At 71.9% G+C, this 16,933-nt stretch carries 11 protein-coding genes and 1 pseudogene; 5 read left to right on the top strand and 7 right to left on the bottom strand.

The window, feature by feature from the left end; translation table 11 throughout:
* The first annotated feature begins 316 nt into the window (after positions 1-316).
* Complete coding sequence (locus tag AB0E83_RS32455; protein WP_362119894.1) at positions 317-1,453, top strand: glycosyltransferase 87 family protein; 1,137 nt, start codon at positions 317-319, stop codon at positions 1,451-1,453.
* A gap of 54 nt (positions 1,454-1,507) precedes the next feature.
* Here AB0E83_RS32455 and AB0E83_RS32450 read toward each other — a convergent pair whose 3' ends face one another.
* On the bottom strand, positions 1,508-6,469 hold the full coding sequence (locus tag AB0E83_RS32450; RefSeq protein ID WP_362119893.1) for an NAD-glutamate dehydrogenase: 4,962 nt from the start codon (positions 6,467-6,469) through the stop codon (positions 1,508-1,510).
* Between the two features lie 421 nt (positions 6,470-6,890).
* On the opposite strand from AB0E83_RS32450, the gene AB0E83_RS32445 reads away from it, so the two are divergent.
* Entirely contained in the window at positions 6,891-7,445 is a 555-nt protein-coding gene (locus AB0E83_RS32445) for a DJ-1/PfpI family protein (protein ID WP_169084264.1), read from the top strand.
* 52 nt (positions 7,446-7,497) lie between these two features.
* On the opposite strand, the gene AB0E83_RS32440 is transcribed toward AB0E83_RS32445, so the two are convergent.
* Together AB0E83_RS32440 and AB0E83_RS32435 are read right to left on the bottom strand one after the other, a co-directional pair.
* Positions 7,498-8,160, bottom strand: a complete 663-nt coding sequence (locus AB0E83_RS32440) for an HAD family hydrolase (protein WP_362119891.1) — start codon at positions 8,158-8,160, stop codon at positions 7,498-7,500.
* A gap of 24 nt (positions 8,161-8,184) precedes the next feature.
* Entirely contained in the window at positions 8,185-8,691 is a 507-nt protein-coding gene (locus tag AB0E83_RS32435; RefSeq protein ID WP_362119889.1) for a hypothetical protein, read from the bottom strand.
* 429 nt (positions 8,692-9,120) lie between these two features.
* On the opposite strand from AB0E83_RS32435, the gene AB0E83_RS32430 reads away from it, so the two are divergent.
* The gene (locus AB0E83_RS32430) at positions 9,121-9,462 is read left to right on the top strand and encodes an Rv3235 family protein (RefSeq protein WP_362119888.1); all 342 of its coding nucleotides are present in this window, start codon (positions 9,121-9,123) and stop codon (positions 9,460-9,462) included.
* A gap of 48 nt (positions 9,463-9,510) precedes the next feature.
* Here AB0E83_RS32430 and secA read toward each other — a convergent pair whose 3' ends face one another.
* Positions 9,511-12,312 (bottom strand): preprotein translocase subunit SecA, encoded by a 2,802-nt coding sequence (gene secA, locus AB0E83_RS32425; RefSeq protein WP_362119886.1) that lies wholly within the window; start codon positions 12,310-12,312, stop codon positions 9,511-9,513.
* 239 nt (positions 12,313-12,551) lie between these two features.
* On the opposite strand from secA, the gene AB0E83_RS32420 reads away from it, so the two are divergent.
* Together AB0E83_RS32420 and AB0E83_RS32415 are read left to right on the top strand one after the other, a co-directional pair.
* On the top strand, positions 12,552-13,190 hold the full coding sequence (locus tag AB0E83_RS32420; protein ID WP_362119884.1) for a GNAT family N-acetyltransferase: 639 nt from the start codon (positions 12,552-12,554) through the stop codon (positions 13,188-13,190).
* 9 nt (positions 13,191-13,199) lie between these two features.
* Entirely contained in the window at positions 13,200-14,390 is a 1,191-nt protein-coding gene (locus tag AB0E83_RS32415; RefSeq protein ID WP_362119882.1) for a crosslink repair DNA glycosylase YcaQ family protein, read from the top strand.
* 15 nt (positions 14,391-14,405) lie between these two features.
* Here the strand turns inward: AB0E83_RS32415 and AB0E83_RS32410 are convergent, their stop codons facing one another.
* The 3 genes and pseudogenes from AB0E83_RS32410 to AB0E83_RS32400 form a co-directional block, all read right to left on the bottom strand.
* The gene (locus tag AB0E83_RS32410; RefSeq protein WP_362119880.1) at positions 14,406-15,170 is read right to left on the bottom strand and encodes a response regulator transcription factor; all 765 of its coding nucleotides are present in this window, start codon (positions 15,168-15,170) and stop codon (positions 14,406-14,408) included.
* Between the two features lie 310 nt (positions 15,171-15,480).
* On the bottom strand, positions 15,481-16,167 hold the full coding sequence (raiA, locus tag AB0E83_RS32405) for a ribosome-associated translation inhibitor RaiA (protein ID WP_362119878.1): 687 nt from the start codon (positions 16,165-16,167) through the stop codon (positions 15,481-15,483).
* A gap of 293 nt (positions 16,168-16,460) precedes the next feature.
* A pseudogene (locus AB0E83_RS32400) lies at positions 16,461-16,933 on the bottom strand (ComF family protein); the annotation flags it as partial.

Here is a 16,933-nt window from a genome sequence, read left to right as displayed (position 1 = left end):
CACGGCCCGGCACGTCGTCGGCCGCGGGGTCCTTCCGGCCCCCGGCAGGCGGGGTTCACCGGGACGGGCGCCACCGAAAAGGAAAAATAAGGCATACAGGATGTAACGGACCTAAGGTCGGAGCGTGACGACGCCCGATCGCCCCGACCCCCGTGACGCCGGACGCTCCCGCGCCTCCGGTCCCACGGCCCCCGCGCCCCCCTCCCTCACCCGCTCGCCCTTCGAGTCGGACACCTTCACGTCCGCCACCTTCGTCACCGTCGGCAGCGGCCCCGCCCTCGCGCTCGCCGCCGTCTGGCTGATCACCCGGGTGGGCATGCTGGCGCTGCTCGCGAGCGACGCCCTCGGCGTCGGCGGGGTCGGCCACGAGGTGCAGCTCCTCTACCGGTACTGGTACGGCCAGTTCGCCGACGGCGCCTTCCCGCCCGCCGACCCGACCTGGCAGTACCCGCCCGGCGCCGGCCTGGTGATCATGGCGCCGGGGCTGCTCACCCCCTGGCTCGACTACACCCAGGCGTTCGTCGTCCTGACCCTGCTCGCCGACGCCGCCGTCACCCTCGGCCTGGCCGTCGCCGACCGCTCCCGGGTCACCCACGGCGCCTGGTACTGGGTCTGCGCCCTGCCGCTCCTCCTCCACCTGCCGCTCGCCCGGTACGACGTCCAGGCCACCGCCCTCGCCGTCCTCGCCCTCCTCGTGCTCAAGGGCCGCTCCCCCGCCGCCCACCGGCTGGGCGGCGCGCTCGCCGGGCTCGGCGCGATGGTCAAGGTGTGGCCGGCGCTCGCGCTGATCGGCACGCCCCGGGGGCGCACCACCCGCGAGGCGTGGACGGCCGCCGCCGTCACCGCCGTCACCCTCCTCGCCGTGCTCGCGCTCTGCTTCTCCGGCCCGCTCGGCTTCCTGCGGCAGCAGGGCGCGCGGGGCGTCCAGATCGAGTCCCTGGGCGGCACCGCGCTCGCCCTCGCCCGCGCGGGCGGCCTGTGGCCGGGCACGGTGGAGATCCGCTACGGGGCGTACGAGTACGTCGGCCCGTACGTCTCCACCCTCGGCCACCTCTTCCTGCTGCTGACCGTCGCCGCCCTGCTCTGGCTGGTGCTGTGGCGGCTCCGGTCGCGCCGCTGGACCGAGGCGACCCCGCTGGACGCGGCCCTCGCCGCCGTCCTGCTCTTCACCGTCACCAGCCGGGTGATCAGCCCCCAGTACCTGGTCTGGCTGCTGGGCCTCGCCGCCGTCTGCCTGACCTCCCGCCGGACCGTGATGCGCCCGGTCGCGGTGCTCCTGCTCCCCGCGGCGGTGCTCAGCTCCCTCGCGTACCCCGTCCTCTACGCCGACGTCGTCGCCGGCACCCCCGCCGGCCTGGCCGTGACGGCCCTGCGCAACGCCCTGCTCCTCGCCGCGGCCGCCGTCGCCGCCCGGCGGCTGTGGACGTCCACGGTCACCCCCGTCCGGGAATAGCGGGAGGGCCCAGCCGGACGCGTACGTCCGACGGGGCCCTCCGGCGCCCGGCCGTCAGCTGTGCGTGCGCAGCAGCGTCCGCATCGTCCGCATGGCGACCGACAGGTTCGCCAGGTCGAAGGTGTCCGAGCCCTGGATCTCCTCCAGGGTCGTCCGGGCACGGCCCAGGATCGCCGCGTTCTTCTCCTCCCAGGCCTTGAAGCGCTCCTCGGGCGTCGAGGTGCCGTTGCCGGCGGCCAGGACGTCGGAGGTGAGCGCCGCGTGGGCGGCGAAGAGGTCCTCGCGGATGGAGGCGCGGGCCATGGACTGCCAGCGGTCGGCCCGCGGCAGCTCGATGATCCGGTCCATCAGGTCGGTGATCCGCAGCCGGTCGGCCAGGTCGTAGTAGACCTCGGCGACGTCCAGCGGGTCCTTCTCCATGCGGTCGGCGACCGCGACGATGTCGAGGGTCGGGAAGGCCGAGGAGAAGCCCGCGACGCGCACCGCCAGCTCCTCCGGAACGCCGAAGCCGGTCAGCTCGTCCAGGATCGACCGGTACCACTCCGCGTCCGAGCCGCGCAGCAGCTGCGGCAGCCGCTCCCAGACCCGCTCGACCCGCTCGGCGAAGAAGTCGATGGTCTCGCCGATCGCGAGCGGCTGCGGCCGGTTGTTGAGCAGCCAGCGGGTGCCGCGCTCGACGAGCCGGCGGGAGTGCAGCCGCATCCGGGTCTGGATCTCGGCCGGAACCTGGTTGTCCAGGGCCTCGACGGCGTCCCAGACCTCGGCGAGCCGGAAGATGGTCCGGGCCGCGGTCTGGGCGCGGACGATCTCCTCCAGGGAGGCGCCGGTCTCCTCGCGGAGGCGGTGCAGGAAGGTCGAGCCGCCGGTGTTGACGGTGTCGTTGACCAGGACGGTGGTGATGATCTCGCGGCGCAGCGCGTGGCCGTCGACGGCCTCGCCGAACTTCTCGCGCAGCAGCGTCGGGAAGTAGGCGTGGAGCAGCCCGGCCAGGTACGGGTCGTCGGGCAGCTCGGTGCCGATCAGCTCGTCGGCCACCGTGATCTTGGTGTACGCGAGGAGGACGGCGAGCTCGGGCTGGCTGAGGCCCTTGTCGTTGTTGAGGAGCTCGCGGATCTGCCGGTCGTTGGGCAGGAACTCCAGCTGGCGGTCGAGCGCCCCGTCGCGGCCCAGGCGGCGCATGAAGCGCTGGTGGGCGTGGAGCAGGGACGGCGACTGGGCGACGGCGTTGGCGAGGGCCACGTTCTGCGCGTAGTTGTTGCGCAGGACGAGCCGGCCGACCTCGTCGGTCATCTCGGCGAGGATCTTGTTGCGCTGCTTGACGGTCATGTCGCCCTCGGCGACGAGCCCGTTGAGCAGGATCTTGATGTTGACCTCGTGGTCCGAGGTGTCGACGCCGGCGCTGTTGTCGATGGCGTCGGTGTTGATCTTGCCGCCGGTGCGCTCGGGGCCGCCCGCGCGGGCGAACTCGATGCGTCCGAGCTGGGTGGCGCCGAGGTTGCCGCCCTCGCCGACGACCTTGGCGCGGACGTCCTGGCCGTCGACGCGGATGGCGTCGTTGGCCTTGTCGCCGACGTCCGCGTTGGACTCGGCGGAGGACTTCACGTACGTGCCGATGCCGCCGTTCCACAGCAGGTCCACGGGGGCCTGGAGGATCGCCTTCATCAGCTCGGCCGGGGTCAGCTTGGTGACGCCGTCCTCGATGCCGAGCGCGGCCCGCACGTGGGCGTTGACCGGGATGGACTTGGCGGTGCGCGGGTGGACGCCGCCGCCCGCCGACAGCAGCGAGGCGTCGTAGTCGGCCCAGGAGGAGCGGGGCAGCTCGAAGAGGCGGCGGCGCTCGGCGTACGAGGTGGCCGCGTCCGGGTTCGGGTCGATGAAGATGTGGCGGTGGTCGAAGGCGGCCACCAGGCGGATGTGCTCGGAGAGCAGCATGCCGTTGCCGAAGACGTCGCCGGACATGTCGCCGACGCCGACGACGGTGAAGTCCTCCGTCTGGGTGTCGTGGCCCAGCTCGCGGAAGTGCCGCTTGACGGACTCCCAGGCGCCGCGGGCGGTGATGCCCATGCCCTTGTGGTCGTAGCCGGCGGAGCCGCCGGAGGCGAAGGCGTCGCCCAGCCAGAAGCCGTAGTCCTCCGCGACGCCGTTGGCGATGTCGGAGAAGGTGGCGGTGCCCTTGTCGGCGGCGACGACGAGGTAGGTGTCGTCCTCGTCGTGGCGGACCACGTCGACCGGCGGCACGACCTCGCCGGCGACCATGTTGTCGGTGATGTCGAGCAGCGCCGAGATGAACGTCTTGTACGAGGCGATGCCCTCGGCCATCCACGCGTCCCGGTCCACGGCCGGGTCCGGGAGCTGCTTGGCGACGAAGCCGCCCTTGGCGCCGACGGGCACGATGACGGTGTTCTTCACCATCTGCGCCTTGACCAGGCCGAGGATCTCGGTGCGGAAGTCCTCGCGCCGGTCGGACCAGCGCAGACCACCGCGGGCGACCTTGCCGAACCGCAGGTGGACGCCCTCGACGCGCGGCGAGTACACCCAGATCTCGAAGGCGGGGCGCGGCGCCGGCAGGTCGGGGATGGCCTGCGGGTCGAACTTCATGGAGACGTACGCGTGCGGGGTGCCGTCCGCGGACTTCTGGAAGAAGTTGGTCCGCAGGGTCGCCTTGATGACGGTGAGGAAGGACCGCAGGATCCGGTCCTCGTCCAGGCTCGCGACCTGGTCGAGGGCGCCGTCCAGCTCCTCCAGGATGCCGTCGGTGAGCTCGGTGCCGGCGCGCTGGCGCTCCGGCGCCATCCGGGCCTCGAAGAGGGAGACGAGCAGCCGGGTGGTGTGGACGTTGTTGCGGAGGGTGTCCTCCATGTAGTCCTGGCTGAAGGTCGAGCCGGCCTGGCGCAGGTACTTGGCGTAGGCGCGCAGCACCATCGCCTCGCGCCAGGTGAGCCCGGCGGAGAGGACGAGGGAGTTGAAGTTGTCGTTCTCGGCCTCGCCGGTCCAGGTGGCGGCGAACGCCTCCTGGAAGCGCTCGCGGGCGTCGTCGCCGACGTAGTCGCCGCCGTTGCCGGTGGGCACGGGCATCCGCAGGCCGAAGTCGTAGATCCAGGCGTGGGTGCGGTCGGCGCAGCGCAGCTCGTACGGGCGCTCGTCGGTGACCTCGACGCCGAGGCGGTTGAGGACCGGCAGGACGGCGGAGAGGGAGACCTGCTCGCCGGTCTTGTAGATCTTGAAGCGGCGCTCGCCGGGGCCGGCCGCGACGGGCTCGTAGAGGGAGAGCGCGAAGTCCTTGCCGCCGGCGGCGAGGGCCTCCATGCGGACCAGGTCGGCGACGGCGGCGCGCGGCGAGTGGTCCGCCTTGTAGCCCTCGGAGAAGGCGTTGCCGTAGCGGCGGAGCAGCTCGGCGGCGCGCTCCTCGCCGAACTCGGCGTTGAGGGCCTCGGCGAAGCCGTCGGCCCAGGAGCGGGCGGCCTCGACGAGCCGGGCCTCGATGCGGTCCACGTCGGCGTCGGTGAGCTTGGTGAGCGCGGTGCCGGGCTCGACGCGGATGACGAAGTGGAGGCGGGAGAGGATCGACTCGGTGTTCCAGGCGGTGAAGTCGACGGAGGTGCCGTTCAGCTCCTCCTTGAGGATGTCGATGATCCGCAGCCGGACGCGGGTGGTGTAGCGGTCGCGCGGCAGGTAGACGAGGGCCGAGTAGTAGCGGCCGTACTCGTCCTGGCGCAGGTAGAGCCGGAGCCGGCGCCGCTCCTGGAGGTAGAGGACGCTGGTGACGATGGCCTGGAGCTGGTCGACCGGGGTCTGGAACAGCTCGTCGCGCGGGTAGGTCTCCAGGATCTGGAGCAGGTCGCGGCCGTCGTGGCTGTTGGGCGAGAAGCCCGCGCCGGCCAGGACCTCCTGGACCTTGCGCTTGACGACGGGGACGCGGCGCACGGACTCGGTGTACGCGGCGGAGGAGAACAGGCCGAGGAAGCGGCGCTCGCCGATGACGTTGCCGTCGGCGTCGAACTTCTTCACGCCCACGTAGTCGAGGTACGAGGGGCGGTGGACGGTCGCACGGCTGTTGGCCTTCGTGAGGATGAGCAGCTTGTGCTCGCGGGCCTTGGCGCGGGCGTCGGCGGGGAGCCGGCTGAAGGACGGGGAGACCGGGTGGGCGTGGTGGCCCGACTCGCCGTCGGCGTGGTGCGGGTCGGAGCGCAGGATGCCGAGGCCGGTGCCGGGGACGGCGGCGAGCGCGTCGCCGTCGACGAGCTCGTACTCGCGGTAGCCGAGGAAGGTGAAGTGGTCGTCGGCGAGCCAGCGCAGCAGCTCCTGGGCCTCCTCGACCTCGGTGGGCCGCAGGTCGGAGGCGGTGGGCTCGGCGGGCAGGCCCTCGGCGATGCGCAGCGCGGCGTCGCGCATCTTCTCCCAGTCCTCGACGGTCTCGCGGACGTCGGACAGGACGCGGAGCAGGTCGGCGGTGATCTGCTTGAGGTCGGCCCGGTCGGTCTCGCGGTCGATCTCGACGTGGATCCAGGACTCGGGGAGCGCGTCGTGCGGCAGCTCGCCGTGGATCTGGGTGGACAGGACCTCGATGAGCTTGCCGGTGATGTCACGGCGGACGAGGACCTGCGGGTGGATCACGACGTGGATGCCGCGGCCCTGGCGGGACAGCTCGTTGGTGACGGAGTCGACGAGGAACGGCATGTCGTCGGTGACGACCTCGACGACGGAGTGGCTGCTGGTCCAGCCGTTCTCCTCGACCGTCGGGGTGTGCACGCGCACGTTCGCGGTGCCCTGGGGGCGGTTCTCCGCGAGCCGGTAGTGGGAGAGCGCGGCGCCGAAGACGTCGTCCGGGTCGCGGTCGGTCAGGTCCTCGGGGGCGGTGTGCAGGTAGTAGCGCTGGAGATAGTCGAGCACGGTGTCCCGGTCCGGGCGGTCGCCCTCCGGGCCCGTCGGAAGTCGCCCCCCGACCGGGCTGTGCTCAGCTACGCGGGCGGCCCTCTCGAGCAGCTCGGCCTTTGCTTCGTCCAGCTTGGTCTGCATGTCCTCTGACTCCTGTCGCGCGCCGTTGCGTGACGTCGGTGGGTAGGGCAGAACGCCTCGACGCGGTGGTTCCGGTCGAGGTCGACGTTATGCCCGGATGGGAGATGCCCGGATGGAAACCGGCCACGGTGAGCGGCGATTCCGGACGGAGGGGATCGGCGAACGCACGGGCGGCCCGGCCGCGTGAGCGGGCCGGGCGGCAGCCGGGGGCCGCACTGCCCCCGCGGCGTATCGCGCTGATCACGGGAAAAGCCTATCGCTCAAGCCCCCTGCCCCGTCATGAGCCGTATGTGTACAAAAGCGGGGGTGGAAGTTTGACGTTCTGGACAGCGACACATGCACTCTTGGCGGATCGCGCGGAACGGTGCAGCGTGGACGCCGGCACGACGACGGACCGACCATCTCTGGAACCGGGAGAGCCATGGCGAAGATCTTGATCGTGACAGGGGACGCGGCGGAGTCGCTGGAGGTGTTGTACCCGTACCAGCGTCTGCTCGAAGAGGGGTACGAGGTCGACATCGCGGCCCCCGCGCGCAAGCAGCTCCGGTTCGTGGTCCACGACTTCGAACCCGGCTACGACACGTACACGGAGAAGCCCGGCTACACCTGGCCCGCCGACCTCGCCTTCTCGGAGGTCGACCCGGGCGACTACGCGGCGGTGGTGATCCCGGGCGGCCGCGCTCCGGAGTACCTGCGCAACGACCCGGAGCTCCGCAAGATCCTCAAGTCGTTCTTCGACGCGGACAAGCCGGTGGCGCAGATCTGCCACGGCCCGCTGCTGACGGCGGCGGTCGGCGGTCTGGAGGGCCGGCGGGTGACGGCGTACCCGGCGCTCGAACTGGACATGCAGGCGGCGGGCGCGGACTTCCAGGACTCGGCGGCGGTCGTCGACGGGCTGCTGGTCTCCTCGCGCGCCTGGCCGGACCACCCGACCTGGATGCGCGAGTTCCTGAAGGTGCTGCGCGCGAAGGGCTGACGCGGGGGCGGGGGCGGTCCACCGGGCCGCCCCCGCACGGCCCGTACGCGGGTCAGGCCAGCTCCTCCGCGACGGCGACGGCCTCCTCCAGGGAGTCGACCACCGGCACGCCGACCCGCTCCAGCGAGCGCCGGCTGTGCGACCCGCCGGTGAACAGCACGGCCTTCGCCCCGACGTGCGCCGCCGCCACCGCGTCGTCGGCGGCGTCCCCGATGACGACGACCCGCTCCGCGGGCACGGCCAGCGCCGCCAGGTGGCGCACCATGTGCGCGGACTTCCCGTCCGTCGACCGGTCGGTCCGGCCGTCGACCCGGACGAACCGCTCGGCGATCCCGTGCCGCCGCACCAGCGGCAGCAGCTCGGCGTGCGGCGCCAGCGAGAGCAGCGACTGCGTGGCCCCGGCGCCCTGCCGGGCGGCCAGCAGCTCGGCGGCGCCCGCGGTCAGCCCGCAGCCCTCCGCCCGCTCCCAGTAGTGCCGGTGGAAGGTCCCGTCCATCACGGTCCACTCGGCGTCGGTGGGCAGCCGGCCCATCAGCCGCTCGTAGAACTTCGGCACCGGGACGGTGTACAGCTCGCGGTACCGCTCCAGCGTGAGCGGTTCGAGGCCGAGCTCCGCGAAGGCGGCGTTGGTGGCGCCGATGACGGCGGCGATGTCGTCGAGCAGGGTCCCGTTCCAGTCCCAGACCAGATGCTTCCCCGTGTGCTGCTTCCCCATGGAGCGACGGTACAGGCCGGCGCCTCAGGCGAGGAGGGAGGGGATCTCCTGGACCCCGAACCAGAGCAGCTCGTGGTCCTCCGCCCCGTCCACGACGAACTGGGCGTCGTCGTCGCCCTGGTCGGCCGCGCCGAGCGCGGCGGCGGCCGCGGTGACGTCCGCCTCGGCGTCGTCCGCGTCGGCGTGCACGGCGGCGGCCTTGGCCAGCGGCACCGCCCCGGCGATCCGCACCTCGCCGATCGCACCGGCGTCGAGGCCGCGGTCCGGGTCCGCGGCGGCGTCCTTGTCGGCGACGTCCACGGCGACGACCACCCGGCGCCGCGGCGCGGAGGGGTCGCCCGCGACGAGCCGCAGCGAGGCGGCGGCGGCCCGGCTGAGCGCCGCGTACTCCAGCTCCTCGATGTCGTCGGAGACGTACCACTCGCGCAGCGCGGGCGTGACGGCGTAGGCGGTCAGCGGGCCGGGTCCCAGCTCCCCCGCCTTGTGCGCCTGTGCGAGACCGGGAAGGGTCAGAGGGACGTACACGCGCATGGCTGGCCGCTTTCGTAGTCGGAAACGCCCTCAGGATACGTCCGCCCCCGCCGCCCGGGGATGCCCGCCCGCACCCCGGCGTCCCCCTGATAGGTGAATCACCCAGCGTGTCCGCCGCCCGCCCGCACCCCCTTGCAGCCGGGCGCCCCGCCCCCGTACAAGGTCCCCACGGAAAGTTACCGACCGGTATCACACGGTCACCCACCGAAGGGATCCCCCATGCCCCACGCCGGCACCGAGCACCCCGCCAGCCCCCTGCCCCCGGCGCACCGCCCCACGGGGCCCGCGGGACCGCGCCCGGGCGGCGTGTGCGCCCCCCGCCGCCCCCTCGGGCCCGCAGCACGGCCGCGGGCGGCCGTGCCCGCACAGGGCGCCCCCGGCGGACGGCCGGGACGCGCGGGCGCGGCACCGCCCCGCCGCACCCTCCCCGTGCACACCGCCTTCGCGGAACGACTGCTCGCGGTGCTCAGCGGGGAACGGCCGGTGCACTCGATGCTGGGACTGACCGTCGGGGAGGCGTACGAGCAGCTGGTCCGGCTCGCGCCGAGGACGGCGTCGCGCACCCCCGGCCCGCGGCCCGTGCTGCGCCGCTGCGCCGCCCAGCCGCACGCCGCCGACACCGTCCTGGAGGTCTTCGCCTCGCTCGCCGCCGGCCCCCGCGTCCGCGCCCTCGCCTTCCGCCTGGAGCGCGGCCCGGACCACCGCTGGCGGTGCGCCGCCGTCGAACTCGACGGCCTCGGCCGGCTCGTCGGCGGCGGCGCCCAGCCATGACGAAGGGCCCCGCCGGACGGCTCCGGCAGGGCCCTTCATCCCCTCAGGTCACTTCTTGCGGCGGCGTCCGCCCGCGCTCTTCTGCGCCTTGCGGCGCTCCGCCCGCGTCATCCCGTCGCCGGCCTCGTCACCGTTGGAGAAGTCGCCCTCGACGACCCCGCCGTCGCCGTCCACGGTCGGCGCGGAGAAGTGCAGCCGGTCCGGCCGCTGCGGCGCGTCGAGCCCCTTGGCGCGGATCTCCGGACGCCCGCCCGCCGGCACGGCCTCGCCCTTGTCCAGGGACGGCGCGCCGGCCTGCACCGGGACCTCCTCGACCTGCTGCTCGACCTGGACCTCCAGGTTGAACAGGTAGCCGACGGACTCCTCCTTGATGCCCTCCATCATCGCGGTGAACATGTCGAAGCCCTCGCGCTGGTACTCGACCAGCGGGTCCTTCTGCGCCATCGCGCGCAGGCCGATGCCCTCCTGGAGGTAGTCCATCTCGTAGAGGTGCTCGCGCCACTTGCGGTCCAGGACCGACAGGACGACCCGGCGCTCCAGCTCGCGCATGATCTCCGAGCCGAGCTGCGCCTCGCGCGCCTCGTACTGGGCGTGGATGTCGTCCTTGATGGACTCGGCGATGAACTCGGCGGTGATGCCCGCGCGGTCGCCCGCCGCGTCCTCCAGCTCCTCGACGGTGACCTTCACCGGGTAGAGCTGCTTGAAGGCGCTCCACAGCCGGTCCAGGTCCCACTCCTCCGCGAAGCCCTCGGCGGTCTCCTGGCGGATGTAGTCGTCGATGGTGTCGTCCATGAAGTGGACGATCTGCTCCCGCAGGTCCTCGCCCTCCAGGACGCGGCGGCGCTCGCCGTAGATGACCTCGCGCTGCCGGTTGAGCACCTCGTCGTACTTCAGGACGTTCTTGCGGGTCTCGAAGTTCTGCGTCTCGACCTGCGACTGGGCGGAGGCGATCGCCCGGGTCACCATCTTGTTCTCGATCGGCACGTCGTCCGGCACGTTGGCCATGGCCATCACGCGCTCCACCATCTGCGCCTTGAACAGGCGCATCAGGTCGTCGCCGAGCGACAGGTAGAAGCGGGACTCGCCGGGGTCGCCCTGACGGCCGGAACGACCGCGCAGCTGGTTGTCGATGCGCCGCGACTCGTGGCGCTCGGTGCCCAGCACGTAAAGGCCGCCGAGCTCCTTGACCTCCTCGAACTCCGCCTTCACGGCCTTCTCGGCCCGCTCCAGGGCGCCGGGCAGGGCCGCGGCCCACTCCTCGACGTGCTCGACCGGGTCCAGGCCCGCCTGGCGCAGCTCGGCCTCGGCGAGGTCGTCCGGGTTGCCGCCGAGCTTGATGTCGGTACCGCGGCCGGCCATGTTGGTGGCGACCGTGACGGCGCCGCGGCGACCGGCCTGGGCGACGATGCTGGCCTCGCGCTCGTGGTGCTTGGCGTTCAGCACCTCGTGCGGCACGCCGCGCTTGGACAGCTGCTGCGAGAGGTACTCGGACTTCTCGACGGAGGTGGTGCCGACGAGGACCGGCTGGCCCTTCTCGTGCTTCTCGACGATGTCGTCGACGACCGCGGCGAACTTCGCCACCTCGGTCCGGTAGATCAGGTCCGACTGGTCCTTGCGCTGCATCGGCTTGTTCGTCGGGATCGGGACGACGCCGAGCTTGTAGATCTGGTGGAACTCGGCCGCCTCGGTCATCGCCGTACCGGTCATGCCGGAGAGCTTGTCGTAGAGGCGGAAGAAGTTCTGGAGGGTGATCGTGGCGAGCGTCTGGTTCTCGTCCTTGATCGGCACGCCCTCCTTGGCCTCGATGGCCTGGTGCATGCCCTCGTTGTAACGGCGGCCGGCGAGGATGCGGCCGGTGTGCTCGTCGACGATCATGACCTCGCCGTCGATGACGACGTAGTCCTTGTCCTTCTTGAACAGTTCCTTCGCCTTGATGGCGTTGTTCAGATAACCGACGAGCGGCGTGTTGACCGACTCGTAGAGGTTGTCGATGCCCAGCCAGTCCTCGACCTTGGCGACACCGGCCTCGTGGATGCCGACCGTGCGCTTCTTCTCGTCGACCTCGTAGTCGCCGGTCTCCTCGATGCCCTTCAGCGGGTTGCCGGGCTCGCCCCGGGTGAGGCGGGTGACCAGCTTCGCGAAGTCGCCGTACCACTTGGTGGCCTGGTCCGCGGGACCGGAGATGATCAGCGGCGTACGGGCCTCGTCGACGAGGATCGAGTCGACCTCGTCCACGCACGCGTAGTTGTGGCCGCGCTGGACGAGCTCGTCCTTCGACCAGGCCATGTTGTCGCGCAGGTAGTCGAAGCCGAACTCGTTGTTCGTGCCGTAGGTGATGTCGCAGTTGTACTGCTCACGGCGCTGCGCCGGGGTCATGTTGGCGAGGATGCAGCCGACGGTCAGCCCCAGGAAGCGGTGGACCCGGCCCATGAGCTCGGAGTCGCGCTCGGCCAGGTAGTCGTTGACCGTGATCAGGTGCACGCCCTTGCCGGAGAGCGCGTTCAGGTACGCCGGGAGGGTGCCGACGAGGGTCTTGCCCTCACCGGTCTTCATCTCGGCGACGTAACCGAGGTGCAGCGCGGCGCCGCCCATGATCTGGACGTCGTAGTGGCGCTGGCCGAGGACGCGCTTCGCGGCCTCACGGACGGTGGCGAACGCCTCCGGCAGCAGGTCGTCGAGGCTCTCGCCGTCGGCGTACCGCTGCTTGTACTCCTCCGTGAGGGCCCGCAGGTCGGCGTCGGAGAGGTTGACGAAGTCCTCTTCGATGGAGTTGACCTGGTCCGCGATGCGGTGCAGTTTGCGCAGGATCTTGCCTTCGCCTGCACGCATGAGCTTGTTGAAGACGGACACTGAGGCTGGTCTCCTTGCCGGTCGGGCCTGGCACTGGGTCTTGTCACGGACACGAGCGCGGGCACGGCAGGTGGTCCCCACCGCAACGGCCATCGTAAGCGAGACCACCCTCACGGAGGGAGGCCCGCAAGGCCGCCGCCGCACGTCCGCCCGCAAAGAGAACGCACGAGGCGGTCGGAAGGTGCCGCCCCTTCCGAAAAGTGTTCGCTTCCGTCCGGCCGGGTCCCCACAATCCGGGCATGGATCCCATCACCCTCACCACCGAACGCCTCCGGCTCCGCGGCTTCGTCCCCGAGGACGAGGACACCGTCTACGCCCACTGTCAGGACCCCGCCATCCGCCGCTGGACGATCGTCCCGGATCCCTACACCCGCGAGGACGCCGCCTTCTTCCTCGACCGGCTCGTCCCGGACGGCTGGCGCGACGACTCCCACTACAACTTCGCCGTCGAACCGCTGGACGGCGGCCCGCTGTTCGCCGCCGCCGCCCTGCACAACCGGGGCTCCGGCGTCTGGGAGGTCGGCTTCTGGCTGGCCCCCGGGCAGCGGGGCCGGGGCTACATGACGGAGGTGGTCCGGGCCCTCGCCCACTGGGCCTTCACCGGCCTCGGCTGCGTCCGGCTGACCTGGCAGGCCGAGATCGGCAACACCGGCTCCCGCGCGGTGGCCGAACGGGTCGGCTTCACCCTGGAGGGCGTCCAGCGCGCCGGACTGCTCACCAAGGGCACCCTCCGGGACTGCTGGACCGGCTCGCTGCTCCCCTCCGACTTCGGCCTGCCGAGCCCCGTGCCGTACCTGCCGCCCCGGGACGCGCCGGCCCCGGTCGCCCCCCGGACGACCGCCCCGGAGGGCCCCGGCGCTGTCGGTCCCGGGGCCTAGGGTTTCGGCATGACGACCGTGCCGATGCCCGCCCAGAAACCCGCCCCCCAGCCCGTCGCCGAACTCTCCGCCGCCGAGGCCCGCCGGATCGCCCTGCGCGCCCAGGGGTTCCTCGGGGCCCCGGACCGCCGGGCCGGGGTGCGGGGCGTACTCCGTCACCTCGGCCAGGTCCAGCTGGACACCATCTCGGTCCTGGCCCGCTCGCACGAACTCATCCCGTACGCGCGCCTGGGCGCGGTCGGCCGCCCGGCGGTCGAGGAGGCCTACTGGTCGGACGGACACGCCTTCGAGTACTGGTCGCACGCCGCCTGCATCCTGCCGGTCGAGGAATGGCCGCTCTTCGCCTTCCGCCGCCGCGCCTACCGCGCCCGCCCCCAGTGGCACCACGAACTGTCGGACGGCTCCTACGCCAAGGTGATCGACCAGCTGCGGGCCGAGGGCCCGCGCACGGCGACGGAGCTCGGCGGCGCCAAGAACAAGGGCGAGTGGTGGGACTGGTCCGACACGAAGATCGCGGTGGAGCGGGCGCTGATGTACGGCGAGGTCGTCGTCACCGAGCGGCGCGGCTGGAAGCGGGTGTACGACCTGGCGGAGCGCGCGATCCCCCCGGCGCTGCTCCACGACGAGCTGGACGACACCGAGTGCGTGCGGCGCCTCGTCCGGCAGGCGGGCGAGGCACTGGGCGTCGGCACCCGCGCGGACATCGCCGACTACCACCGGCTCAAGGGGGAGCAGTTCGACGCGGTGGTGGCGGACTCGGGCCTGGTACCGGTCACGGTGGAGGGCTGGGGGAAGCCGGCCTGGGCGGACCCGGCGGCGCTGGCGACGGAACCGCGCGGCCGGCACCGCACGACGCTCCTCTCCCCCTTCGACTCGCTGATCTGGGAGCGGGCGCGGACGGAGCGGATCTTCGGCTTCACCCACCGCCTGGAGGCGTACGTGCCGAAGCCGAAGCGGGTGCACGGCTACTTCGCGATGCCGGTCCTCGCCGGCGGCCGCCTGGTCGGCCGGGTGGACCCGGCGCGCGAGGGCCGCGCCCTGGTCGCCAAGCAGGTCTCCCTGGACGGCCCGAAGGCCGTCCCGGCCGTCGCCCGGGCGCTCCGCGAGGCCGCCGAGTGGGTCGGCTGCGAGACGGTACGGATCGAGCGCGTCGACGCCCCGGAGCTGGCCCCGCTCCTGACCAGGGCCCTCGACGCCTGACGCCCCGCCCGGCGCCTAGCGGATCTCCAGGATCTTCTCCCGCATCGCGTAGACCACGGCCTCCATGCGGGAGTGGAGCTGGAGCTTCTCCAGGATGTTCCGCACGTGGTTCTTCACCGTGTTCTCGGAGATGAAGAGCTCCTTGGCGATGTCCCGGTTGTTCATGCCGGTGGCGACGAGCTTGAGGACCTCCAGCTCGCGGTCGGTGAGCCGGGGCGCCGGGACGAGCCGGCGCTCGTCGGTGCGCTGGATCATCGACTTGAACTCGGTGAGGAGCTTGGAGGCCATGGAGGGGCTGATCTGGGACTGCCCGTCGGCGACGGCGCGGATCGCGGTCGCCACCTCGTCGGTGGAGATCTCCTTGAGGAGGTAGCCGGTCGCCCCCGCCTTGATCGCGTCGTAGAGATCGGCCTCCTCGTCGCTGATCGTCAACATGATGATCTTCGCGCTGGGGGCGACCTCCTTGATGGAGGTGCACGCCTCGATGCCGCCGCGGCGGGGCATCCGCACGTCCATCAGGACGATGTCGGGCAGCAGGTCCGCCGCCTTGTCGACCGCCTCGGCCCCGTCCCCGGCCTCGCCGACGACCTGGATGTCCTCCTCCTGGGCGAGGACGATCTCCAGCCCCCGGCGGAAGAGGGCGTGATCGTCCACCACCAGGACCCGGATCGGCTCCTTGCGATAGACCTCGTTGGCCGATTCCGTTCCTTCCGGAACACCCTCATGGGTGAGCGCACCGCGCTCGCGCCCGCTGAGCACCGGGCCGAAGCTGTCTGCCATCGTTCCTCCCCCTGAAGGCCGTGGCCTGAATTCGTTTCCGGTCCTCCAACCACTGCCCAAGAAGCACCGGTTGGCGTGCACGCCATGATTTCATGCCCCGGCGCCGCCGGGACGGCCCCATGGGCGCACAGGGGTGCCCCTGGGGGGCGCGGGGAGCGCTCCAGGGGCACCGGACGGGACGTACGAGACGGGTGCTGCCTCATGGGCGCGGCGTGCGTGTCCGCCGCTGCGGCCGGGTGCGTGACGGCGCTTCGGCCACCCGACCGGGACCGGCCGGCCGCGCGGACCGGCCGGTCAACCGTTCGACGGGTCAGCCGCCGAGCGCACCGCCCGCTCCGCCGCTGTTCTCGGCGAGCGGGTCGTTCTCCAGGTGGATGACGCCGTAGTCGTAGGCGTGGCGCCGGTAGACGACGCTCGGCTGCTTGGTCTCGGCGTCGACGAAGAGGTAGAAGTCGTGGCCGACCAGCTCCATCTCGTAGAGGGCCTGGTCGAGCCCCATGGCGGCGGCCCGGTGCGTCTTCTCGCGGACCACCAGCGGGCCTTCGCCCCGTACCTCGATCGAGCCCATCATCGTGGTGGGCACCTCGCCGCCGGTCTCGTCGGCGACGAGCTCGCCCTGGCCGTTCAGCTGGGCGACTCCGGGGACGACGTCGGCGACCTCCGCGGCGGAGAGACGCCCCGCGCCCCGTCGGGTGAAGCGCTTGTCGTGCTGCTTGCGGAGGCGCGCCTCCAGCTTGTCGCTGGCCAGGTCGAGGGCCGCGTACGGGTCGGCGGCCGACGCCTCCGCCCGGATGACCGGGCCTCGGGAGTGGAGGGTGATCTCCACGCGGTCGGACCTGTCGGCCTGCCGCGGGTTGTGCTCCTTGGACACCTCGACGTCGAGGCTGATCACCTTGCCGTCGAGCTTCTGGATCTTCTCCAGCTTCAGCTTCTCGGCCACGTGCTTGCGGAACCGCTCGGGCACCTCGGTCTTGCGGCCCTTGACGACGATGTCCACGCAGAACTCCGTTCCCGGATCGCCCGACGGCTCCTAGGCCGACGGGCATCTCCCTTTGCACCAGCTCCGGCGGTCTCACCGGAGCTCGGACTTGGCGACTTCGACCTCCTCCTCCCCAGCCGACAAGATCGCCACCCCGTCGACGGGAGGTTAATTCGCCCTGAACTCCTGTCCTGTAGGCGCAACCATGTATGCGGTCGAGGACGGGTATTCACCCTTCCTCACAACCGAACATAGCCCCTTCGGACGGGTGTCGGCACCCGCTACCGCGACTTACCTCCATTCGGATGCTTTCACCTCTCACCACCTGCAACGATGCAAGTTCCTGGCGAGTTCCGGTTTATTTCGAACGAAGCGGGAGAGGATGCGATTACAGCCGCCACCCGCTGTTCGAATTCATGCTGCGCGAAATCACTTCCGGATCTTCCCGCCGCCCCGGGGGTGAACGGAGGATGTACGGCTCCGAGGGCGCGCGCCGCCTCCGCGAGCGTCGCGCCGGTGGTCATCAGGTCGTCGACGAGGACCACCCGTCCGGCCGCGAGCAGCCGCGCGCCACCCGGCACCACCTCCAGCGCCCCGGCCAGGTTCGCCCGCCGCCCTCTTGCCCCCAGCCCCGCCTGGTCCGCCACGGCCCGCCGCTGCCGCAGCACCGGCACCACCCGGGCCGGCCGCCCCGCCCGCCGCAGCCGCGCCGCCGCGGCCCGCGCCCACCGCCGCCACGGATAGGGGCCCCGGGCCCCGCCCCCACCCCCCGAGGACGGCACCC

The sequence above is a fragment of the Streptomyces sp. NPDC035033 genome, assembly GCF_040636735.1.
Taxonomy (GTDB): Bacteria; Actinomycetota; Actinomycetes; order Streptomycetales; family Streptomycetaceae; genus Streptomyces.
The sequence above is the reverse complement of the archived record's forward strand: the minus strand, read 5'-3'. Positions and strand labels throughout refer to the sequence as shown.